This window comes from Aliiglaciecola litoralis (assembly GCF_039523355.1).
GTDB lineage: Bacteria > Pseudomonadota > Gammaproteobacteria > Enterobacterales > Alteromonadaceae > Aliiglaciecola > Aliiglaciecola litoralis.
In genome coordinates, this window is record NZ_BAAAFD010000001.1 from 119860 (window position 1) to 142488 (window position 22629).

A 22629-nucleotide genomic window follows, 5' to 3' on the forward strand; every position below is an offset into this window, starting at 1 on the left:
ACAAAAATATGACTAATACCCTTAAGCCCGGCATGAATAGCATCGTGTTCTAAGTAGCGTGAACCACCAACGAACAAGGGTGACTTCCCCTCATGGACAGCAGTGTCATCTCCACACGAGTAATTCCGTCTTCCCACACGAGTAATTCCGTCATCCCCACACGCTTTTAGTGGGGACCTGCTGATACCAGTCCCATTTTTAGCCGTTCAACCATTTCATCGTTTAAAATTATTTGATGATTTGCGGCCATTTCTTGTTTGAGTATCTTTATATATTGCTCAAATTCACGCTCTACAGGAGCATTCTTAACGGCTTCAATTAAATGATTGGCCGATTTAAAACCCATAGCACTGGCGTGACGTTGCCCAGCTCTAGTGAGCTTTATGTTTAAAATGGATTTAAGTGCATGAGCAGATACAGTTAATTCGTTGACGCTTTTTTGGATAATAATAGTCATAATGCGGTCCAATGTGGGACTAAGTCTAATACGCGGAAGCATAAACACTCTGTTTACACTATACAACAGCCTTATGGGAACTCGCTTACACAGACACTAGCTTTTACTGTTTGCAGAACCTAAACCAATGAATAATAGGTTATTAATGTATTCAAGCAATATTCAACTTAGTCAAATCAAAGACTTATGTTAGGTTAAAGCCTAAAGTGATAGACGAAGGAAATTCGTATGAATGGTACAAAAAGAGCCAATATCATGATTGGAGCCGAAGTGTCTATTGTGCTCAAACAAGATCAACGAAGTGGTAAACTAACACAGGGCATAGTGGCGAAAATTCTTACCAACTCAGCCAATCATCCACATGGGATAAAAGTACGTTTACAAGATGGTCAAGTTGGGCGAGTGAAAGAAATTCACTGACCATTATGCTCGGTCAGTAGATTCGGTATTCTCCTCATTTATTTTTTTACACAGGGTTTGGCTTGATCATTTACACTATCGACTTAAGCAAAGGTCGTTTTTCTGGAGTACTTTCCATATGCGCGAAAAAATAATCAGTGGTGTATACAACTTGGGTTTTGTTGCACTAATTTGCATCAGTTTAACTCAGTTATTCCCTTTTGCCATGGCGCAACAAGCTAACCTTGAGAAAACGCTCCAATCGGTTACCGAACAAATTCTAAAAGACAATTCGTTGACAGAAGAACAAAAAAAACAGGCAGCGTCTAAACTTGAAGATGCGCAAACAATGCTCGATATAGCAGCAGAACAGCGTAAGTTAGCTAACCAGTACAAACAACAAGCAAGCTCTGCTTCTCAAAAAATAACTGAGATACAGCAAAACAACCAAATTTTACGCAATAAAACGATTCAAATTGACACAGGTCAATCTGCTGAAATGTTAGAGAATAAATTGTTGTTAGCCGTAGCGGAACAAAATAATCGACTTGCAGCGCTTACCACAAAACAAACTGAGCAAACCAATTTAAGTCTTCGTGCCAATAAAATTGCAGAGCAATTAAGTTCCGTAAGAGCCAATTTTACCGAAATAGATGACGCTATTGAAAAACAATCTTCGATTGATTTAGATCCAGTTAAGCAAGCAAATTATCTTAAAAAGCAGGCGACAGCGGAAAAACTGAAGGCCACCATCGATGCACTTGAACTTGAACTTGCCACTATTCCATCGCGCCAGTCATTGGTGGAGGCTGAATTAACTCAGTTGCGGGTTCAAAGCGAATTTCATGAAAAACATATCCGTGAACTCCAATCCTTTTTAGCTGATAGTCGTAATATCGCGGCGCAACAGACGGTAATACAAAGCAGTAACACCTTAGCTGAATTGAAAAAGCAACCTCGGCTTGCCGCTATCGCTAAAGAAAATTTACTGTTGGCCAATCAGCTTAAGCAATTGCAAAGTAATAAGTCACAAAATGAAGTCGATATGGGCACATTGCGCCGTCAATTACTGGAAGTACAACAATCGTCAGAAACGGTTGAGCGAGTACTTGCGACGGGGCGTGTTACGGATGAATTAGGGGAGTTATTGCGAAAACTGCGTGCCGGTTTACCTCGAGAGTCTGCGATAGAAGCCCGAAAAATAAAGATTGAAGAAGACGCTGTTCGTCAACAATTAGACGTCATTCTATGGCAGGACAGATTACGTAATATCTCCGATGATAAAACGGCGACCAAAAGGCTATTAAGTGAAATCGAACTCGATAGAACAGTCCGAGCGTCAGCAGGCAGCGCACCTACAGAACTGAATTTTACTCCGCCAGAATTAAAAAAGGCGAATGAACTTGTCATTGCCAGACGCAACCTATTACGCGAATTAATTGAGTTATCTAACATTCAATCAGATCGTATAGTTGAGGAAAAGTTAATAATAAATCAACTTCTTAAGGCGAGCACGCAGTTAAGAGAATTACTTGAAAGGCGGCTAATTTGGTTGCCTTCAAACTCGGGAAGAGCAGGAAACCTGCTGAGTAATTTACGTGACAGTGTTGCCTGGTATATAACTCCACGGGCGTGGTTGTCTTTAGTGAAAGATTTGTATAGAGGGACACTTACAACACCGCTTTTACCTGTTGCTTTGATCTTACTTGCGATCGTTATTTTAACTTGGCGACGAACGATTAAACATACTTTGTGGTCTTTGAAAGATCGGGTTGGCAAGGTTGAAAAGGATACCTATTTTACCACTCCGTTGGCATTGTCTCTGACGTTTATTCTGGCCCTTCCACTACCTATTTGTTTGTTTACTATTGCCGCCATGATTTTTCGAGGCGCAGAACCAGCAAGTTTTTCGGTCGCTATTGCTGCAGGTCTTGCTTCTGTCTCCTCACTCAGTTTAATTTTGTTGTTTTTCCGTTCTATGTGTCGTGAAGGAGGCGTGTTTGATCAACATTTTGGCTGGAGTGGTGTCGCGCGTGAAAAGCTAAGAAGAATGCTAACTTGGTTTGTCTGGATCCAATCTATTGCCACCTTTGTTTTTGCCAGTGCGATTGCCAGTAGCGAACCTGAGTTGCGTTATGGTATAGCGATTATTGCTTTTATTGTGAGTTCAATTGCGATTTCTTTCTTTAGCTATCAATTTTTTCAGCCTAGAAGTGGTGTTGCTACCAGTATCGTCGGTGATACTCCGGTCAGTCCATTAACCATCATTGCTTTTCCCATTGTTGTGGTTGCTCCTTTGGCAATTGGATTACTGCCTTTATTCGGCTTTTTTGATACTGCGGTAGAATTACAATCGAAATTCTTTTTGTCAGGGGTTTTATTGGTTTTTGGTTCCGTGGTGTACGGAATAATGCTAAGAGTTTTCTTAGTCACCTTTAGACGTTACATGGTTAAAAAAGCACATTTAGAAAAAATTGAAGCGATAAAAAGCGCGCAACAAACACCGGTTGAGCCTACCGGCGATGCGAGGCCACAAGACACTGAAAACCAAGGAATTGATGAGAAAGATGTCATGCGCCAAAGTCGAGCTATTATGCTGTGGACAACCGGTTTATTGTTTGTCATTGGTCTCTGGTTTGTTTGGAAACCGTTACTACCCGCACTGGGGATTGTCGACGACATCGTGTTATGGCAACAAATGCGCGTGGTAGACGGCGTAGAATTATCAAGTGGCGTTACCCTATGGAATATAATATTGGCCATTGCTTTTGTGATAGGCGGCGTTCTTGCGGCGAAGAACATTCGTGGCGTGATGGAAATTGGCTTTTTTGAACGTTTTGAAATGGATGATGGTGCCCGTTACGCAACTATGGCTATCTTAGGTTATCTGGTGGTCGGAACCGGTGTTGTTGTTGGCTTTTCTCAACTTGGCATCGACTGGTCTAAGTTACAATGGATAGTCGCTGCATTGGGGGTTGGATTAGGATTTGGCTTACAAGAAATTGTTGCCAACTTTGTGTCGGGCTTAATTATATTGTTTGAAAGGCCAATTCGAGTAGGTGATCTTGTCACCATTGGTAATTTAAGCGGAACCGTTAGTAATATTAAGATCCGGGCAACCACAGTGACGGATTTTGATAATCGCGAAGTGTTGCTACCGAACAAATCCATTATTACTGAAAATGTCACTAACTGGACCTTAAAGGATGCTGTAACACGTATCGTGATTAAGATTGGTGTGGCTTATGGCTCTGATATTGGAAAAGTTAGAGATTTACTGATGCAGGTTGTGAAGCAGCAAAAAGACGTGCTTGAGCTACCGGCCCCTCAAGTGTTTTTCCTTGAACACGGCGATAGCTCATTGAATTTTGAAATTCGGGCATTTGTTAGTCGTCCTGAAAATCGATTACCGCTTACCCACGCGATTAATTCAGCCATAAACCTAGCACTGGCGGAACATGATATTTCAATTCCATTCCCACAGCGGGATCTGCATATCGTCTCCGGGAAGTTGTCGGATGAAATGCCACAATCAATCGAACGTCAAAACATCACGTTAAAACCTGAGCCTAGTTAATTCATCTTTTTTAACTGAGCTAAAGCTTACATACAAGGTGTTTCGTTTCGACAAGGTTAACTATGCTTTTTGGGCAGAGCTTAGCGCTAGGATGTAACTTAGATAAATAAGTGTCTAAGAAAAGCAATAAGACGGTGAATTAGAAATTAAGGCCCTTGAACGTAACAATTACTTAGACTCGAACTGCGAAGCGGCATAGCGCACGGAGATAGCTTTTTAAACAGCGCCCAGTGAGAGGCCTTTGGAAACACTAGTGCCGGCATTACGCAGACGACCTGATGCCCCATCGCATAGGGTTATTTTACGGTCACTGCTTTTATTTCATTAGTCGGTGAAATGATAAACAACCATTCCTTAGAAATGGGTTAATTGGCAACGCGGGCATGTTAGACGCCACCTGCACAACAAGGGGGATGTACTCTTTAAGGACAGATGCAAGCACCCAATGTGATTATTATTTTGCGGTGTAACGATAAAGAGATTACAGCAGAGACGATGACGCGAGGCGCGTTCGATTTTATAGATGGGAAAAGACGGAGTCACAATTAGATTAAGCGCGTTAATGGATACAAGGTTTTGCTCGCGGAGGCAGTCAAAACCCAAGACATCAGTGATGCAACGATCTATGCTAATGGCAATGCTCTACCAATTGGAATCATGGTCTCAGATTTATTTGGAAATATTAGCTATACAAACCCAGCTTATAAAGACATAACAGGGTATAGTGCAGAGCAATCGTTAGGCAATCTTTGGGCTGCTCAAATACACTCACTCGATAAGCCGCGATTAGCATGAGAATGGAGAGATGCAGTACAAGGACGATCTGTTTTTTGTACTGATGTTCGCATAGTCAGTTAAAACGATGCGACGTGCTGGATTCGGATGACTGGCGCATTTATCAAAGAACAACGAAACGTACACGGTCATATTCGTAATTTTCAGGGCTTAAGTCAGCAAAAAGATACTATAGGTCAACACCTGTAATTTAACTGACTGCAGCGACTAACTTCACGATATTATTGAGACCGATTGATTAGCTCCCTTTTATATGATTTTTTACTAAAAAATTAGCGCAGTAGTATGAATTAAATTTCTATTTTTATTGGCAACTCAATTACCTAGGGGCACTATGCAACATCTGTTATCTATATTCGGTAACGCACATATCGTTATTATAAGCATCGATATTTTGGCAATCCATAATGCCATGGGGCATTACTTTGCTATGATCAGTACATCAAATGATTGAAATGGTTAAACGCAGAATTAATTACGATTTTAAAAAGCCAATGCCAGAGCCATTACTTGTCAGTCCGCATTGGCCAAAAACCTTAGTGACTGCAGCGATGAGCAATTATCGGAATTTTAATTTAGAGACAGTTGAACTACAACAGAACTGCATTCGACTGAAAGTGACAAGGGGTGATGCTCCTAGTTAAAAATACAGTTAGCTGAATATGGCTGTGCAGGTCAACAGTTGTGTCGTGAGATTACTCTCTCTTGAACGACTCACGATCAATATGTTGACAATGACTGAAGAATTGATCGCCAATATGCTTGGAGTGAAAAGAGAAGGCGTGACTGAAGCCGCCGGTAAGTTTCAAAAGTTGGGCGTAATTACTTACAAAAGGGGCCACATAACCATTATCGATGGAGCTAAATTAGAAGCCTTGTGTTACAAATGTGACGCGGTGGTTGAAAGTGAAATCGAAAGGTTAGGAACCTATGGTTCATAATGTAAAGTACCTAGGATCGTTTGTGAACTGATGTTAAATACCTAACGGTTTAAATCAAAACACGTACTAATGCGTCTCCCCAAACAATCACTAAAAAGATCAGTGCGATAAACACACCTGATGAGCCTAAATCTTTAGCTCGACCAATCATATCGTGATGTTCAAGCGTTACTGCATCCGCCACCGCCTCAATTGCTGAATTAAAAATCTCAGCAAACAGTACGAATAACAGACTAGCGAACAACAAAATCCAATGATTAGTTGATTCTGCTATAAAAAAACTAATAGGTAAGAGTAAAAATCCAATAACAACCTCTTGGCGAAACGCGGACTCGTACACCCATGCAGCTTGAAAACCTTTGAAGGAATAGGCTGTCGCGTTATACAAACGGCTAAATCCCAGACCATTTTTTGGATACTTTCTATTAGACACGCTTTTATCCTAATTTTATTGTTATTAATAACACAATGGCAGTTTAGCTATTTTGAAAGGGCGAGTCATATAGAATGGTTACCATTTTTTGTCTTTGTAAATACTACTGCGGTGAAACCTCATGCGCTGCCGGATATGGCGTAAACATCAAGGTGACGTGATTGGCATTAGCGTACTTGAAATCCAATGGGGACGATGTTGATTGAATGTCGCGTGACAGTAATAACATAGGTTAGATTTTACGTTATGAGATTACTAAGGGTAGGGCAACCGACTTTAAAAACGCATCACATTATTCACAAGAGAATCGGTACAATAAAAACGTTTTTTAGTTATATTTTGTGTCTAGTTTTGAGCCTCAGTCATCATCTTTGGCTTCGATTAACTTTAACCAATGCGGAAAAACTTCCATTTGTTCGATAACGAGTTTAATACACACTAAAATGGGCACCGCCAGTAACACGCCCAATACGCCCCAAATCCAGCCTGAAAGTAGCAACCAGACAATTATGATCAGTGGGTTTACCCGCATGGTATTGCCTAACACGGCCGGAGTGACTATTTGTGATTCAATAATATTTAGTAATAAGAATATGCAACTGGGTAGAAATGCGATGGCGGTTATACCAAATTGAACGAAGCCAACAAAACAGAGTATGGCTAAACTGGTAACAGAGCCAACATAAGGAACAAAATTTAACAATCCAACAAGAGCCCCCCATAGTAATGCATCCCTCACGCCAAATGCAGCCAGAGCCATTGCTGTAACAATGCCCAAACCTGAGTTTATAAGGCTTATAGTGGCAATATATTTCGACAGTGCGTGTTGAATACTTTTTATTAGAAGCTTTGCTCGGTGTTTATTCTTGACGATCGGGAAATCGTTTATAAACACTTTGAACAGAGGAGGGCCGAATATAATCAGAAATAAAATTAAAATGAAGCTCCCCAGTAATTGAGCTAAAAAGATTGGGGCACCAGTCAGTAGTGACGCGACGACTTCCACCCCACTTTGTTTTAGCTTTTGCTCTACAGCGCTTTGTTGAGTTAAATTAGATTGGTCGCGAGGATCATTTTCAATCAGCGTTTCTAATGCCGTTTTAGATCCCTTATCGGCGTCTTCAAGCGACTTATGTTCAACTTCTTCAAATACATCACTGATCTCATTAATGTGTTCAGTTACTTGTAACGAAAGCTGAGGAATTAATTTCATCCAGCGCTGAATGGGCTCTGATAACTCGGCTCCAAGAAACGAAAAGGGCATGACTAATAACATTAGCAACACAATCGACGAGATTGTTCTAGGCACATGTACGGTTTCTAGCCTGCTTACTAAAGGACTCAGTAATAACGCGACTAAAACCGAGAATACCGCAGGGACAAGGAGCGTTTGAGCATAATAGAACGTATATAAAGTTGCCAGCCCGACCAACACGCTTAATAACCTTACGGCTCTGATATCACGGGTCTTAACCTTAAAGTCATCACGTCGATGTAATAGCGGGTTTTCCTTCATTTGTTATACCCCAATTAGGTTAAGCATCGTTAGCTTTAAGGCAAACGGGAAGCGTTACTTTCGATTGCTTTTGTAGAACTGGCTCAGAGTTAGCTGGTTTTCCTATAACGTCCTTCAAAGCCACAGAAAACACCAAAACTAATTAACCCTAAGCCAATTAAACCAACCAGCCAAGGTCCAAAGGGTTGTGTAATTAAGGTATCGATCGCTTTGGTTAATCCCCCTGCTTTTTCGTAGTTTTGGGTTAGTGACGAACTTATTAAAAATCCTCCTACCATTAGATAGACAATGCCACGACCAGCAAAGCCAGCTCTACCCAAAAAATTAGCTAATTGACCTTCAAATTGCGACATACCACTAACAAATTTATCCATAAAGTCGCCTTTAAAAGTATGTTTGAATTGAATAATTGCAAAAACGATAATTACGATGCCGATTGCAGCCGCTAATGCTAAGCCCCAAGTTTCTTGCATTATACTGCTTCCTAATTGTTGCTTTTTGTCGCTTTGTCCCTCTGAGTCACCGGTCAAAACGGTAAACGCAATATAGGCTGCTGAGGCATAAGCTATAGCAGAGAAAAAGTAAAATATTCTCATCAAAACATCTTTCACTTTCAGCATGTCCAAATGGTCTGGGTTAGTCATGCCTTGTGCCAACCGCCAGATAACGTAACAACCGAAACCAAGGATCACAGCGCTTAAAGATACCGAGCCGAAAGGGGAGGTTAGTATTTCTTGAAAGACTGATTTTTTGCTAACTTGTTCAGTGCTTGCGGCACTAAAGGCGACATAAATTGTTAGTATGCCAAGGATACAATACACGATGCATTTGGCGGCGTAACCAATTCTAGCGATGATACGAATAACATTTTTTTTGTTCATAAGATTTCACTGTTAACTAATTAATTGGGAACAGTGCAAAGTACGCGCCATTTATAAAGACTTATTCATTGAGCTGTTATTTTTAACAATTGAAACGCGCTCGCTATTAGCGAAGAAACATTATTTAACTCGGGTGTCAGCAATTTTGCTTGATATGTGTGTGAGGTAGATTAGCTTAAGCCCTACGGCGCAATCCCAATGACTCTATAAAACTTAATTTTAGGCTCGGTAAAGCTCAGCAGGTTATTAATCGAACGCTTCAAAATAAAGAGGGCTACCTGATCGCTCTTGCCTAAATTTACTGTTTTGAACGCATTTAATAACGAAAAGAAATTGTCTGTGTCCTATATTTTCCCAGTCTCTGTGTAAAAATGCGTAATCCCTCTGTGTTGATTACGCTAATAAACACAATGGATTTTCCCTGCTAGTCACGTCACTACTTAGCTTGAGGCGAGTAACTAAGTTTGGCATCACCTGTGCTTACATTATGTCTAATCGGTTATTCAATTTTTACATCACATAATGAGACAATTTGAACAAGGTGTTTAAAAACAATGTGTAATTCAAGTGGTAGATCGAAAAGAACAGCTTTCGTTAATGTGTTACTCAGTTTTGCTTTAATTTTCGTCTGGGGGGCGCAAGCAAATGTTGTTTCGCTTCAGAACAAATTGGCTCTTGATCAAGTTTCTACCTATGAAGGGATTGAGAGCAATTCGGCGACTTTACTAGTGAAAATGCAAAGTGCCATCCTCAATCACTTGCACATTAAGGATGCCGGGGGATGGGGTACGTTGGAATTATCCCGGATACTCAAAAAGAATGATGTAGGAATAGATGTCCATCAATTGATAACAAGACTTGCCGCGACTAACGATATCAACTTCAATGAATGCGTCATCGCTGAGCCGAACTCTTTTACAAGGAAAAATCACCGATGTGTATTTGACCGTCATGTTGAAACAGCCGTCAAACGCTTTCAACAGCGACATGGCTTGAAAGTTGACGGTATAGTTGGCCCTGAAACTCTCACCCAACTGAATGTGCCAGTTGAACAACGCCTTAAACAGCTGGTTGTGAATCTTAACCGAATTTCGGCTTTCCCAGGGATAAGTGACGAAGAATACGTTTACGTAAACATTCCTGAATTTAGACTACGCTACGTTGATCGCGGGACGGTGCGTTTAAAAAACAAGGTCGTGGTAGGTAAACCTTACTGGCAAACGCCATCTATGAGTGACGTGATCGAAAAGTTTGTCATCAACCCCACTTGGAAAATTCCACTTTCTATCGCAACGAAGGAAATAGCGCCCAAAGCTGCAAAAGATCCTGACTATTTTGAAAAAGCCGATATTGAAATACGTAAAGACAGTTACGTCGATACTGAAACTATCGATCCTAATCAAATTAATTGGCAAGAAGTGACGCCCTATGATTTTGATTACTTTTTAGTTAAACGCGCAGGAGAAGAAAATCCTCTTGGAGAAATTAAATATTTATTTCCAAATAAAGAGGCAATTTATGTTCACGATACGCCCGCTAAAAACTGGTTCGAACGCCCCTTGAGAGCGGCTTCTCATGGTTGTATTAGAATGGAACAACCATTTTCACTAGCGCAGTCTATTGCTCGGCACACAAACAGACAAAAACTGTTAGATACGATAGAAGAAGTGCGTCAAAGCGGCAAAACTCAAACATTTTACTTAGAGAAGCCACTACCAATCCACCTTGTTTATTGGACTGCGTGGGTAGATGAAACTGATCAGGTAAACTTTAGACGTGACATTTATGATCGTGATTCGGCGCCGCTAGCTAAGCTTGAAGCCGGTCCTGAGATCTATAGCAACTTTATCAACCCACTTGCTAATGAGCCTGCCGATTTAGGAAACATTCAGAATGGGAATTAATATTATGTCTTGCGAATTTGAGTTCAAGGTACCTTATGTCAAGCAATTACTTAGATATAGCGCATTAACGTCTTGGTTATTTACCGCTGCATGTGGATTAAACGTGACGTCATTAGTTGCACAACAGACAGAACCCGCTCACCCTGCGGTGGTTATTGACAACCCAAACGCGCTGCCTGAAGCCAGTTATAGTTTGAAAATTAACGATATTGTGGTGCCGTATTCTATATTTTCAGTATTTGTCATGCCAGGTGAGTCGGTAGAGTTTGAAATACTATTCTCTCAATCTAAAGTGGGTTATCAATTTAATGATACTCGCAAAAATTCCAAATCATTATTTACTAACCGTTGGAAATGGACTGCCAGTGAACAACCTGGTCACTATCCTTTGGTAATTGAGGCTGCCGATAACAGTTCTGAAAAAGTAATTATCAATGCGTTTGTTAAAGTCCCCGCTGAACAAGTAGAGGGAGGAAGTTTAAATTACTTCCAGATTGGACATTATCCAACTCAGGATGAAATTAAAAATAAGGATTTATATATAGTGCCAGACGGATTTATTGAAGTATCAGAAAAAAATAAAAATGTTAAGGTTTCACCGAATTTCACCCTTAAGGAGTTTGTTAGTAAGCAAAGAAGTAATTATCCCAAATATCTATATTTACAGAATAAATTGCTGTTAAAACTTGAAGTGATAAGGCAAGAAATGATTTTAAAGGGAGTAGAAATCGACAAAATGGTGGTTATGAGTGGCTATCGTACCCCCCAATATAATAAGGCGATTGGCAACGTTAAATTCAGTCGCCATGTATTTGGTGATGCCGCTGACATATTTATTGATAATGACGGCGACTATCGAATGGATGATATCAATAAGGACGGAAGAAAAGATAAAAAAGACGCTGAGTATATGGCCAGTATTATTGAATCTGTGTCAAAAAGAGAAGCTTACCGAGGTTTAATTGGTGGATTGGGCGTTTATGGACCTAAGTCTCACCGCGGCGGATTTGTGCATGTCGATACGCGGGGGATTAAAGCGCGATGGAGCCAATGAGGATAGTGGTGTAGCTAGTCAAAGTAATCTGAACAAGTTAGCTTGTTGATCCAATTAACCTAAGCTAACACTGCTAACTAAATTATTTAAAAGAAAGACTACCTAGGTAAGATTTCTATCTATACTTATCAACATGTTATGTTTAAACTGCCAGTCATCTCACTTCAATCCGGTAGTGTGACGCGATGTTGCCAACAGACTACTTAATCCTTCGGGGATAACGTGCATCTATTAATAAAGAGCTTTTTTATTGTTTTTCTAATGGTTTTTATAAACTCTTTGGATGCTCGTGAGCTTAGGTTTAAGCATTTATCACAAAACAACCAGCTTCCTGCGCCGCATATTAATCACATAGCGCAAATACGTCAGGGGTTTATGTTGTTCAGTACCACCTCTGGTGCGCGGTTATTTGATGGCAATCGATTTATCGAGTTCAATGTTAAAAATGCCCCTGAAATTTCACCGTTGAATGCAAATGTTTATACTGCTTTTGAAGATTCAAACGCTAATCTTTGGTTTGCGACCTCATTAGGCTTATACAAACTTACAGTTACGACGAGTACACTTCAACGAATATCCCACGATCCGCAAAACTCTAATAGTTTAATTGATGATAATGTTCGTGTTATCACTGAAGACGCTCAAAAAAACCTGTGGTTTGGTACCCTAAAAGGGGCTTCGCGGCTTAATGTAGAATCCAATCAATTTACACACTTTACTGAAAAAGAGTTGAGTAATCAGACAGATTCTTTGATTGGAACGGCCAGAATGTTCCTACAGCCAAATGAACACACAATGTGGTTTGGTACTAATGCAGGCCTGTATCAAATAAACCTAAAAACTAGCCATTTCGAACGTATCAAAGGGGATGTCGGAACAAACAATATTACCTCCGGGATAATAAAGCACGACAATCAAATTTTAATTGGAACCCATGGTAACGGCCTTTATCAATATGACAGCACTGCGGATACATTTTCAAACTTAACGAAGGATAATTCACCTGAATTAGAGCTCCACTCAGATGAAATATGGAGCTTATTTGAAGATGAGGATAAAAAGATATGGTTCGGCTATTGGGATCAAGGATTAAGTGTTTATGATCCCAAAAACGGAACAGCTTTCCATGGTTTTTATCGCCAAGAAGATAAAAATTCACTACCGAATAAGTATATAGAAAAGATTTTTGCAGATAGTTCTGGATTAATTTGGATTGCAACTATTACAGGTGCTGCAACCTTTGATCCGATTAATTTTAGTATGCAAACCCTGACGTATATCCCTGGCGATAAGAGCAGCATCGGAAATGGCATGATATTTTCAATTGAAGAATCAGCCAATAATGACGTTTGGATCGGCACTGAAAATGGCATCGAAAAATGGTCTATGCAAGATAATCTCATTACCCATTTTTATCATGATCCAGATGATTCTAAGAGTATCACTCCAGGGCCTGTATGGGCATTGCAATTGGTTGGGGATAATCATTTACTTGCTGGTACCAATAATGGTGTCGATTTCCTAAATATCGAAACTGGCGAATTTACGCATTTTAGAACGCTACACACCGATACCAGTAAGGACTTTGAAGCCGCTTACTATTCAATAGTGGCAAAATCTGACGAATGGTTTTACGTAACGGGGTTAGACGACTCTGTATTTCTGTTAAACCCCTTCAGTGGTGAACAACAATTAGTGTTTGACGCATCTCAAAGTAAAGCTACTGCTGATGTTGAATATTTTATCAGTGTGCTGTTGGCTAAAAATGGAGATTTGTGGCTTGGCAGCACGACGGGTGTATTTCAGATAGATTTAAAAACCAAAAATGTGGTGGCTTACTCAACTAATGAAGATACGAATCGTCTTTCAGACAATCATATATACTCACTAATTGAAACTGATATGGGGGTTATTTGGGCTGCCACGGAAAACGGTGGGATCAATAAGATAGACACCAGTAAAACGGGGAATCCGGAAATAACCGTCATAACGATGAAGCAAGGATTACCCTCCAATAGGATCCATAATTTAAGTTCAAATGACCAAGAGACAATTTGGTTCACAACCAATAAGCACTTAGGTTCATTGGATACTCAGACGAACCAAGTAAAAACCTATTCGGTGCTTAATGCTAATGAACGAGGCTATAGAGAAGGCGCCTTGAAGCTAGGTGATGATCAGGTTGTATATGTTGGTGATTCCAGATTACGGCGCTTTCATACTGATATGTTGATGATTAACGATTACCAACCTCAGGTGGTTATCACAGGCGTATCTCTACTTCACAGACCTCTGGCAGATTTTACTCCTCTGGTTAATAATCAGCTGGTTGAACTTAATCCTATGGATACCTTAGTCACATTTGAATTTGCTAGCTTTGATTTTGCTAGCGCAGAGCTCAACCAGTATCGCTATAAACTCCAAGGCAAGGATAAAGAATGGCTTTACCCAGGAACTGAAAACAAGGCTTATTATACCCACCTTCCAGCAGGTGAATATCAACTTAAAGTGCAAGGAACTAATCGCGACGGTTTGTGGAGCCCGCACGTTGCATCGCTTGATATTATAATGCATCCGCCATTTTATCTCAGTTATTGGGCTTACCTCGTTTATGCTCTGAGCGTCACATTACTGTTATTACTGGTTATTCGAGCGCAAAAGAATAAGCGACTCATCGAACTCGAAAGCATGAATGCAATAAAACAAAGCGAAGCCAGACTAAGGGATGTCTTGTGGGGTAGCGGTGATGTGTTGTGGCGATGGAATATTAAAACCAATCAGCTCTATAACACCGACAATTCAATATTTGAAAGTTTAAGCGAAGAGGAAGTGATTGATTTTGACGTGATGATGTCAAGCATCCATCCTGACGACCAAGAACAAACCCAAGATAAGATTAATCGCTATCTTAAAGGCGAAGAAGATTATTACGAGGCACAATTTAGAATGCTCAATAAAGATTCTAGTCAGTGGGCCTGGGTGCTTTCTCGCGGTCGTATTGTTGAGTTTGATGAACACGGAGAGCCGTTGGTTATTGCTGGTACTCGTAAGAGCATCGATGACATTAAGCAAACAGAAAAACAACTGCGCTATTTGGCCGATTACGATCAGCTAACCGGTTTACCTAATCGTACTTTGTTTCAACACCATCTTAACCACTCAATTGAAACGGCAAAGCGTTTTGACGAAAAAGTCGCATTACTATATCTAGACTTAGATGCTTTCAAGCAAGTCAACGATGTTTTAGGGCACTCGGTTGGTGACCAACTGTTACAAGCTGTCTCTAGTCGTCTTAAAAATAGTTTACGCAGCATCGATAGATGTTCTCGATTAGGTGGTGATGAATTTGCCATTATTATTGAAAGACTAGAAACCACAGACGAGGTGTTGCCAACTCTCCATCGTTTGCTGGCAGAAATTGCAAAGCCATATATGTTAAATGACGTGCAGGTAGTAACAACTGCCAGTGTCGGAGTAGCGATTTACCCAGACAATACACAGGTACCATCTGAACTTCTTAAACATGCAGATTTCGCAATGTACGAAGCTAAACGAAGCGGTAAAAAGCACTTTCAGTTTTATAACGCCGAAATGAATGCTTTGTTTATGCAACGATTAAGCATCGAAAATGAATTAAAGTTCGCTCTTGAAAAAGATCAGTTTGAAATCTTTTATCAACCTCGTATATCTGTAGCAGACAATAGTGAGCAAGGATATGAGGCGTTAATTCGCTGGCACCATCCTGAGCGCGGTTTAGTTTCTCCTGGCGAGTTTATTCCAATCGCGGAAGAAACGGGTCAGATCTTAGAAATAGGCAATTGGGTATTGTTGAATGGCTGCAATCAAGGAGCTAAATGGTATCAACAAGGTTGGCGTGGCTTTGTTTCAATAAACATCGCGGCGCTGCAATTCCAGCAATCCGATTTAGTCGGAAGTGTTAAAGAGGCGTTAGCGAAGTCAAAACTCCCCGCGGCATGTTTAGAACTTGAGATTACCGAAAGTACCTTAATTAAAAACATAGAACTCACCCGAAACATTCTTTTAAAACTCAAGAAAATCGGAGTAAGAATTGCACTTGATGACTTTGGTACAGGATATTCCTCTTTATCCTACTTACAACAATTGCCCATTGATACACTCAAAATCGACCGTTCTTTCATTAACCTTATTCCTGATTCGTTAAAGTCAGTTCGTTTGTGTACCTCTATTATCAACATGGCACACAGCTTAGACTTGAAAGTAGTAGCTGAAGGTATAGAACAACAAGCTCAACTTGAGTTTTTGAGTGAAGTGAAATGCGAAGAATACCAAGGCTTTTTATATGCTAAACCTAAGCCAGTTTCGGAAATAAAAATTAGTTAACTTTAATTTTTCAATACCCAAAATCGCTGGAGCTGACGGGTAGGGACGTTATCCCTTTTAAAATGATCACAATATGATCCTAGAGTTGCGACTGCTTATAAGCAATAACCAAAAGCTTTTTGTAATAGCCACAATGTTTTATCCTGAATATGTATCTTGCTTGAGCGATGTTAACTTTCTGTTTTATACATCTCATGACTCTTCTCAAGCACGATTAATTCTCGTTTACGTTTACTCAGATTCACATACTAATGAAATACACATAAGTTGAGGATAATCCTTTGGCCACAACTCTCAACCGATCGAGCAACACCAACCCTCATTAAAAATCCCATAAATTCAAATATCAATTAGTAATACATATTCATGTCGAAACTAGACGAACATAAACTAATAAACGAATTTTCCTTGCGCACATTTTACCGCAAATCAGGACAACTCACGCTATTCGGTTAATAAGACAAAAACAAAATGAAATAACAATCGTCGTTCCAATATTCAGAAAGCTAGAGCGGTAATTTCTATACCTTCGCAAATAACAAAATCAAGAACGACTAGAAAAGTATCTAGAGCATGGGGGGCGATTCAGTCAAATTCATCCGCATAAATGCTAAAGACAAATTTTAAACTTATAGCCTTTAAATAGATGTGCATATTAAAGCTAACTAACTTACAAAACGTTAGACGCTTTTGATTGGCAAAACACCACGGTACTACAGACTCAAAAGAGCGTAGAAGGCCCCTCATCTACCTAAATATAGATATTCGCATAATGTATATTATGTTAAATCAGGTATTGTTTTCAACGTCTGCGGTAACTTATAAGATAGTTTTCTCGCCTGCGCTACGTGCTTATGCACGTCTAAAGGGTTTGGGTATCCCTTACCCGTAATTTACCTGTGTTTGTTAACAGCGCGTTCCTAGTGTTTGCTCGCTGGCCTCAATTACCATTTGATAGCCGCTCACTTCATCTAGAGAGCATAAAAAAGGATAAAGTCGAAGCTCGATACCCTGTAAAGCGTGCTTTGGTTTAGACCAGTATTTATCAACTTTCATTCTTCTGGGAGTTAGCAATTAGATTGGCAGAGAAAATTCTAAAAGCAGCTTTATTTCCCTTGATATAAAACTCTTCGTTTTCCAATTCTATTAAGAAACAAGTTTATTCACGTTGGCAGATTAAACAGTATTAACAAAGTTTAATGCCTTTAGGTATCCTCGCCAGATCTTTGTCCCTATTTGGATGATATTACCAATTAACTGTATTTCACGTGCTTGTTATGTGGCTGGTCTATTTTGTGTTTAGTTATATTTCTGACAATGACATTCGCACAATTTCATTAGAAAATTGAGTGCTTTTATTGTGGATTATGATGCCAATTTATTTTCAGCCATTCTTAACAGAACGGTTTGGTTTCAGAGTTGTTATTTTGCCAAGTTTCTTTGTTCAATCGAAACTGCGCAGGTTATGCGTTACCATTGCAATGTTGATTTTTGCGTTTCATCTTAATGCTTTAAGTTTGTTTTTAACGAATTTTGGTGAGTTTCATGCTATTCGCAAAAGTCATATTTTTTCCTAGTTGTTAATAGGTTGAAGGTTAAGCTATCAAGATGTGTTTAAAGTATAAGAAACTAATGATTTTTTACGGTTTTACCAATTTGTATAACCAACTAGGTTAACTTGCGCCCCCCCCCTATTTTGTTAGCAACCGTACGATTACTTCTTTTTTCCAAGTATAAGCTTCGGTTACTGGCGTTCTTTGCAGAAGCAAATCGGTAGTTGTTTATTAATGAATTATTAAGGATTACAAAATTGTTGCTAAATGGATTGGTATACTTCGTGCTATTTGATTTGCAGTGGTGATTACTTCATTCCATTGTAAGGTATAAGTAGAGCGAATAAGTAATTCACAAGCCAAGATTAAACAGGTCAGCAACGTAAGATTTACGTGTTAGTTGTAATAATTGCATCACTTAATGTGAGCCGCGATACCACCAAAATTTATTAAGAGGCAAATTTGGGAGCTACAAGCAGACACTGGAACCCGACGTTCGCTTTCAAGCGAAACAAATATGGAGAACTATGCAGTTGTCAGCTTGTATGGTTTAGCGCCCTATCAGTTTAAAATTGATGGATCTTTAATGCTGAATGAAGATGGAGACCTTAATTTTTCCCTAGAGGCGGAATATGAAATAAGGACAACGCAAACCACATTTATTCAACCTCGCTTAAGTTTGTCCGGTTTAGAAGTGAAGACTGGGTTTGTACTGGTTAGTTGTTCAGCTTCATTAATCTTGAAAACGATGAATTCATAACCTGAACAAAGGAGATATTATGTCTAAATACACAACATTTTTTGCAATGATCCTAACCTCTACTGTCACCATGTTGATCATGATGTATTTCAATACCTTTGCCTGGGATCACGTCTTTTTTAGTGAAACGCGGCTTTATATGGCGATCTACATGGGAGCGATAATGGCGATAATTATGTTGCTGTTTATGCTTAACATGTATCAAAACAAAGCCAAAAACTGGATGATATTAATCGGCAGTGGATTGGTTTTTGCGCTGTCATTATACCTAGTGCGATCACAAGATACGATTGACGACAGTGCCTGGATGAGTGCCATGATCCCCCACCACTCGATCGCAATTTTAACCAGTGATAGGGCTAACATTAAAGATCAACGTGTAAGAAAATTAGCAGATGAGATAATCAAAGCCCAAGAAAGAGAAATCAAAGAGATGAAGTGGTTACTTGAAGACATTAATAAGAACGGCATAGCTGAAACAAAAGACGAAGCTACGATGCGACCCGTTCCCGACTTTAGCAAGCAATAGATACTGACGCCTGATTAAATGGCTCCATCGAGTAAATAAATTGTATTGGAGATTTAACATGAAAAGCACAGCTAAATTATATCGGATGCATACCGACCAACATATTTGTCCTTATGGTTTGCGTTCAAAAGACTTGCTTGAGCGCAAGGGGTTTGAAATCGAAGACCATCAGTTGTCTTCACGTGCAGAAACCGACAAATTCAAAGCCCAACACAATGTGCAAACTACACCGCAAACCTATATTGATGGAAGACGCATTGGTGGATACGATGATCTTAGAACGCATTTTGGAATGGGAGCCGCTGGTCAAACTGGTACCACCTACACGCCTGTTTTAGCCATATTTGCAGTCGCTTTTCTAATGGCTGTCGCGACAGTTTATGCCAATATGGGGAGCGCTTTGCTCTCCGCCTCTGCGACTATCAACGTGATAGAAATGTTTGTCGCCTTTAGTATGACAATACTAGCCATTCAAAAGCTCCGTGACCTATTTGGGTTTTCGAATTCGTTCATTACTTATGATTTAATCGCAATGCGTTATCTAAGATATGCATACATTTATCCTTTCGCTGAGGCGTTTGCTGGTTTAGGCATGATGGCGGGGTTGAATGGTTTGATTGTTGGTCCAATTTCATTATTTATAGGAACTGTAGGTGCAATTTCGGTATATAAAGCCGTCTATATTGACAAACGAGAACTCAAATGTGCTTGTGTTGGTGGTGACAGTAACGTGCCGTTAGGATTTGTATCCTTGACCGAAAACTTATTTATGATTGCTGCCGGAATTTGGATGATTTATTCGCAGCTATAAGCTGAAATTAGAAAAAAGGGGCTAGTGTTTTACCACCTCGTCCCTATTTTTCATAATCGATAACGAAAATTGCCTGTAAATGAGCTACATCATATTAATTAAACCCAGTGTCTGGGTATTATAAATTAACTACAAGTTACGACTCACAGTACAAGTGATAAAGTGTAGAAATAATTTCTTGCACCTCTTTACTTGCTAAAGAGTAATGAATGGTTTGCGCATCTCTGCGAGTTAACACCAAACCTTCTTTACGCAACACGCCAAGGTGTTGCGAGAGCGTTGACTGTGGAAGTTGTAATTGCTCGTTCAATTGCCCTACCGACAACTCTTTTTCATTCAACATGCAAAGCAGAAGCAAACGATGCTTATTTGCTAAGGCTTTAAGCAACAAGGCAGCTTGTTCTGCATTGGTTTGCATCTGCTGTAAATCAATATTTTGCATCATTTGAAATCCGTACCACCTAACTGGGGGGCGCCATGCCTAGGTAAGATCATTTTGCTACATCCGGATCTGCTTTGGTAACAAGTGGAATCGAGATATAACGTACTCCATTTTGGTGTTTTTCCGGAAGCTTTCCGGCCCTTAAATTAACTTGTAGCGACGGGTAAATAAGCGTTGGCAATGCCAAGGTTGCGTCTCTAGCCGTGCGCATACTAATGAATGCCTCTTTACTAATTTCCTTATTTACATGGATATTAAACTTGTGACTTTGCGCTACCGTGGTCTGGATTTTTACTGCTCTACCGTTTGGTTGGTAATCATGACATACCCATATCTTAGTTTGGCTGGGAAGAGCATGGATTTTAGCGATACTTTCCCATAATTGTGCTGCGCTGCCACCTGGGAAGTCACAACGAGCAGTACCACCATCGGGCATAAAGAGCGTATCACCGACGAAAATGTTGTCATCAACCAAATAGCAAACACTATCATCAGTATGACCTGGTGTGCTCATCACTCGGATCTGCGACTTGCCAAGTGGAATAATTTCTTCATCTTCAAGTAATCTATCGAAGTCGCTCGCATCACCTATTGGGATTAATGTGGACTTAAAATTATTCTGAGCTGAAATAATACCTTTGCCGATCAGAGTTTGAGCCGAAGAATGCTGTTTTAAATATTGAGCAGCGCTAAGGTGGTCGGCATGAGCATGGGTCTCTAGGATCCTAATTAATTGGCAATTATTGTCTTCAAGCCATTGAAGTTGCTGATCTGGAATTGTGGCTGCTAGTTTTCCTGAAACCACATCAAAGTCTAATACACTGTCTATAATCGCTGCCTGATTAGTGTCTGCATCAGCAAGGAGATAGCTCGCGGTTCCTGTTTCGCTATGAAAAAAAGAATGCACATTAATAGTCATCACAGGTGTTCCTATAAGTTTTCATTTGTTATATTGTACATACACAATATACGATATGAAAATTAAATAGAAAATAATGTTTTTATTACTGATAATTTCGGCCCTGATCATTGGTGCTAGTCTCGGATTGCTAGGCGCTGGCGGTTCGATTTTAACTGTTCCTGTACTGCTTTTTATCATGGGTTTAGATGAAAAACAAGCGATAGCGAGTTCTTTCATTATCATTGCTCTAATATCTAGTGTTGGCGGGCTTAAATCACTGCATCAGCGAATGTTAAATATAAAAACATTACTCTGGTTTGCTTTAGCAAGCTTTCCGCTTTCTGCCATCGGAGCTTATTTAGGTGCAATAATGCCAGATGGTTTCCAAACTCAAATTCTGATCATTGTGATGTTCATAGCTGCCGCTGTGATGTTATCAAAACGAAAGCCTCAGCCTGGTCGTGAAGTTAAAGTTAAATATATTCTCGTAGCTGGTTGCGTTTCTGGGCTGATCACTGGTTTAGTTGGCGTCGGGGGAGGCTTCATAATAGTCCCTGCCCTCGTCATATTCGCTGGACTGTCCATGAGTTTTGCCACGGCTACCAGCTTGGCATTAGTTACAGTCAATGCAGTGGCGGCTTTTGCTGGGCTTTTGATTACCAATGAGCTGCCAGTAATAGATTGGACAGTCGTGATTGGAATGTCAGTAACGGGCGCTTTGGCGGTGATCGGCGGTAGGGGCTTTGCTGCAAAGCTTCCCGATAAGATTATAAAAAAAGGCTTCGCCATTTTACTCTTAATGATTGCTGTGATCACACAGGTGATGATTTTCATTTAATTTTTTCAGAGAGATAACATGATCAGTTACGCAGAATACGTGGACAGTGTAAAACAAGAGATCACTGAAGTGACCCCACAATGGCTACACGAACATGCAAAGGATAATCTCATCATCATTGATGTTCGAGACCATTTCGAATTATCAAGTGGACAAATACCCGGCGCTGTCCCTATTTCAAGAGGTATGCTCGAAGGTAAAATAAGCGCCCTGCCCCAATTTGAATCGAGAAATTCTGCGGGCCTAGATAGCGAAGTACCTATAATCCTTTATTGTCAAAGCGGGGCTCGCTCAGCCCTTTCCGCAAAATCCCTCGCTAATATGGGTATAAAAAATGTTAAGTCTCTGCGTGGCGGCTTCAAGAGCTGGAAAGAGTGTCAGTTGCCTGTGGCCTAACGCTGACTGGCCTAAGAGCATTGATTAAAACGAAATAATGTTCGAGGCCAAATATCATCATCAGAAATATTACTAATTAA

At 40.1% G+C, this 22629-nt stretch carries 17 protein-coding genes and 1 pseudogene; 12 read left to right on the forward strand and 6 right to left on the reverse strand.

From position 1 onward, the window contains the following. Nucleotides 1-166 precede the first annotated feature (166 nt). Nucleotides 167-457 (reverse strand): hypothetical protein, encoded by a 291-nt coding sequence (locus tag ABD036_RS00510; protein ID WP_343855607.1) that lies wholly within the window; start codon nt 455-457, stop codon nt 167-169. 228 nt (nt 458-685) lie between these two features. On the opposite strand from ABD036_RS00510, the gene ABD036_RS00515 reads away from it, so the two are divergent. The 4 genes and pseudogenes from ABD036_RS00515 to ABD036_RS00525 all read left to right on the forward strand — a co-directional run. Further along, a complete protein-coding gene (locus ABD036_RS00515) occupies nt 686-877 on the forward strand; it encodes a YwbE family protein (protein WP_343855608.1) in 192 nt (63 codons plus the stop codon). 118 nt (nt 878-995) lie between these two features. After that, the gene (locus tag ABD036_RS00520; protein ID WP_343855609.1) at nt 996-4433 is read left to right on the forward strand and encodes a mechanosensitive ion channel domain-containing protein; all 3438 of its coding nucleotides are present in this window, start codon (nt 996-998) and stop codon (nt 4431-4433) included. 576 nt (nt 4434-5009) lie between these two features. After that, nucleotides 5010-5228 carry a PAS domain-containing protein gene (locus ABD036_RS19165; protein ID WP_425542528.1) on the forward strand — a complete coding sequence of 73 codons (219 nt, stop codon included), beginning with the start codon at nt 5010-5012 and terminating at the stop codon, nt 5226-5228. A gap of 676 nt (nt 5229-5904) precedes the next feature. Then, nucleotides 5905-6169: pseudogene (locus tag ABD036_RS00525) on the forward strand (Crp/Fnr family transcriptional regulator); the annotation flags it as partial. Between the two features lie 49 nt (nt 6170-6218). Here ABD036_RS00525 and ABD036_RS00530 read toward each other — a convergent pair. The 3 genes from ABD036_RS00530 to ABD036_RS00540 all read right to left on the reverse strand — a co-directional run bounded on the left by ABD036_RS00530 (nt 6219) and on the right by ABD036_RS00540 (nt 8999). Then, nucleotides 6219-6602 carry a diacylglycerol kinase gene (locus ABD036_RS00530; RefSeq protein WP_343855610.1) on the reverse strand — a complete coding sequence of 128 codons (384 nt, stop codon included), beginning with the start codon at nt 6600-6602 and terminating at the stop codon, nt 6219-6221. Between the two features lie 358 nt (nt 6603-6960). Further along, entirely contained in the window at nt 6961-8118 is a 1158-nt protein-coding gene (locus tag ABD036_RS00535) for an AI-2E family transporter (RefSeq protein WP_343855611.1), read from the reverse strand. An 89-nt stretch (nt 8119-8207) separates the two neighbouring features. Continuing rightward, nucleotides 8208-8999, reverse strand: coding sequence for a DUF1206 domain-containing protein (locus tag ABD036_RS00540; RefSeq protein WP_343855612.1), 792 nt, complete (start codon nt 8997-8999; stop codon nt 8208-8210). 554 nt (nt 9000-9553) lie between these two features. Between ABD036_RS00540 and ABD036_RS00545 the strand changes: the two genes are divergently transcribed. The 6 genes from ABD036_RS00545 to ABD036_RS00570 all read left to right on the forward strand — a co-directional run bounded on the left by ABD036_RS00545 (nt 9554) and on the right by ABD036_RS00570 (nt 19972). Next, complete coding sequence (locus tag ABD036_RS00545) at nt 9554-10903, forward strand: L,D-transpeptidase family protein (protein WP_343855613.1); 1350 nt, start codon at nt 9554-9556, stop codon at nt 10901-10903. Continuing rightward, nucleotides 10893-11957: a YcbK family protein gene (locus ABD036_RS00550; RefSeq protein ID WP_343855614.1), complete on the forward strand. Its 1065-nt coding sequence runs from the start codon at nt 10893-10895 to the stop codon at nt 11955-11957. Before ABD036_RS00545 ends, ABD036_RS00550 begins: the two co-directional genes overlap by 11 nt. A gap of 261 nt (nt 11958-12218) precedes the next feature. Next, complete coding sequence (locus ABD036_RS00555; protein ID WP_343855615.1) at nt 12219-16319, forward strand: EAL domain-containing protein; 4101 nt, start codon at nt 12219-12221, stop codon at nt 16317-16319. A gap of 2013 nt (nt 16320-18332) precedes the next feature. Continuing rightward, nucleotides 18333-18632: a copper resistance protein B gene (locus tag ABD036_RS00560; protein WP_343856526.1), complete on the forward strand. Its 300-nt coding sequence runs from the start codon at nt 18333-18335 to the stop codon at nt 18630-18632. Between the two features lie 19 nt (nt 18633-18651). Then, complete coding sequence (locus ABD036_RS00565; protein ID WP_343855616.1) at nt 18652-19161, forward strand: DUF305 domain-containing protein; 510 nt, start codon at nt 18652-18654, stop codon at nt 19159-19161. 58 nt (nt 19162-19219) lie between these two features. Continuing rightward, nucleotides 19220-19972 carry a MauE/DoxX family redox-associated membrane protein gene (locus tag ABD036_RS00570; protein WP_343855617.1) on the forward strand — a complete coding sequence of 251 codons (753 nt, stop codon included), beginning with the start codon at nt 19220-19222 and terminating at the stop codon, nt 19970-19972. Between the two features lie 136 nt (nt 19973-20108). On the opposite strand, the gene ABD036_RS00575 is transcribed toward ABD036_RS00570, so the two are convergent. Together ABD036_RS00575 and ABD036_RS00580 are read right to left on the reverse strand one after the other, a co-directional pair. Next, nucleotides 20109-20417 carry an ArsR/SmtB family transcription factor gene (locus ABD036_RS00575; protein WP_425542529.1) on the reverse strand — a complete coding sequence of 103 codons (309 nt, stop codon included), beginning with the start codon at nt 20415-20417 and terminating at the stop codon, nt 20109-20111. Between the two features lie 46 nt (nt 20418-20463). Further along, entirely contained in the window at nt 20464-21333 is an 870-nt protein-coding gene (locus ABD036_RS00580) for an MBL fold metallo-hydrolase (protein WP_343856528.1), read from the reverse strand. Nucleotides 21334-21409: 76 nt separating this feature from the next. Here ABD036_RS00580 and ABD036_RS00585 point away from each other — a divergent pair, with 76 nt between their 5' ends. Beyond that, nucleotides 21410-22153 carry a sulfite exporter TauE/SafE family protein gene (locus ABD036_RS00585; protein WP_343855619.1) on the forward strand — a complete coding sequence of 248 codons (744 nt, stop codon included), beginning with the start codon at nt 21410-21412 and terminating at the stop codon, nt 22151-22153. An 18-nt stretch (nt 22154-22171) separates the two neighbouring features. Then, the gene (locus ABD036_RS00590; RefSeq protein WP_343855620.1) at nt 22172-22549 is read left to right on the forward strand and encodes a rhodanese-like domain-containing protein; all 378 of its coding nucleotides are present in this window, start codon (nt 22172-22174) and stop codon (nt 22547-22549) included. Nucleotides 22550-22629 lie beyond the last annotated feature (80 nt).

Excerpts from the sequence above, each read along its gene's own strand:
- ABD036_RS00555 (WP_343855615.1), top strand. The coding sequence starts at position 12,219 with ATGGTTTTTATAAACTCTTTGGATGCTCGTGAGCTTAGGTTTAAGCAT.
- ABD036_RS00535 (WP_343855611.1), bottom strand. The coding sequence starts at position 8,118 with ATGAAGGAAAACCCGCTATTACATCGACGTGATGACTTTAAGGTTAAG.
- ABD036_RS00585 (WP_343855619.1), top strand. The coding sequence starts at position 21,410 with ATGTTTTTATTACTGATAATTTCGGCCCTGATCATTGGTGCTAGTCTC.
- ABD036_RS00570 (WP_343855617.1), top strand. The coding sequence starts at position 19,220 with ATGAAAAGCACAGCTAAATTATATCGGATGCATACCGACCAACATATT.
- ABD036_RS00575 (WP_425542529.1), bottom strand. The coding sequence starts at position 20,417 with ATGATGCAAAATATTGATTTACAGCAGATGCAAACCAATGCAGAACAA.
- ABD036_RS00550 (WP_343855614.1), top strand. The coding sequence starts at position 10,893 with ATGGGAATTAATATTATGTCTTGCGAATTTGAGTTCAAGGTACCTTAT.
- ABD036_RS00540 (WP_343855612.1), bottom strand. The coding sequence starts at position 8,999 with ATGAACAAAAAAAATGTTATTCGTATCATCGCTAGAATTGGTTACGCC.
- ABD036_RS00515 (WP_343855608.1), top strand. The coding sequence starts at position 686 with ATGAATGGTACAAAAAGAGCCAATATCATGATTGGAGCCGAAGTGTCT.
- ABD036_RS00545 (WP_343855613.1), top strand. The coding sequence starts at position 9,554 with ATGTGTAATTCAAGTGGTAGATCGAAAAGAACAGCTTTCGTTAATGTG.
- ABD036_RS00590 (WP_343855620.1), top strand. The coding sequence starts at position 22,172 with ATGATCAGTTACGCAGAATACGTGGACAGTGTAAAACAAGAGATCACT.
- ABD036_RS00580 (WP_343856528.1), bottom strand. The coding sequence starts at position 21,333 with ATGACTATTAATGTGCATTCTTTTTTTCATAGCGAAACAGGAACCGCG.
- ABD036_RS00520 (WP_343855609.1), top strand. The coding sequence starts at position 996 with ATGCGCGAAAAAATAATCAGTGGTGTATACAACTTGGGTTTTGTTGCA.
- ABD036_RS00565 (WP_343855616.1), top strand. The coding sequence starts at position 18,652 with ATGTCTAAATACACAACATTTTTTGCAATGATCCTAACCTCTACTGTC.
- ABD036_RS00510 (WP_343855607.1), bottom strand. The coding sequence starts at position 457 with ATGACTATTATTATCCAAAAAAGCGTCAACGAATTAACTGTATCTGCT.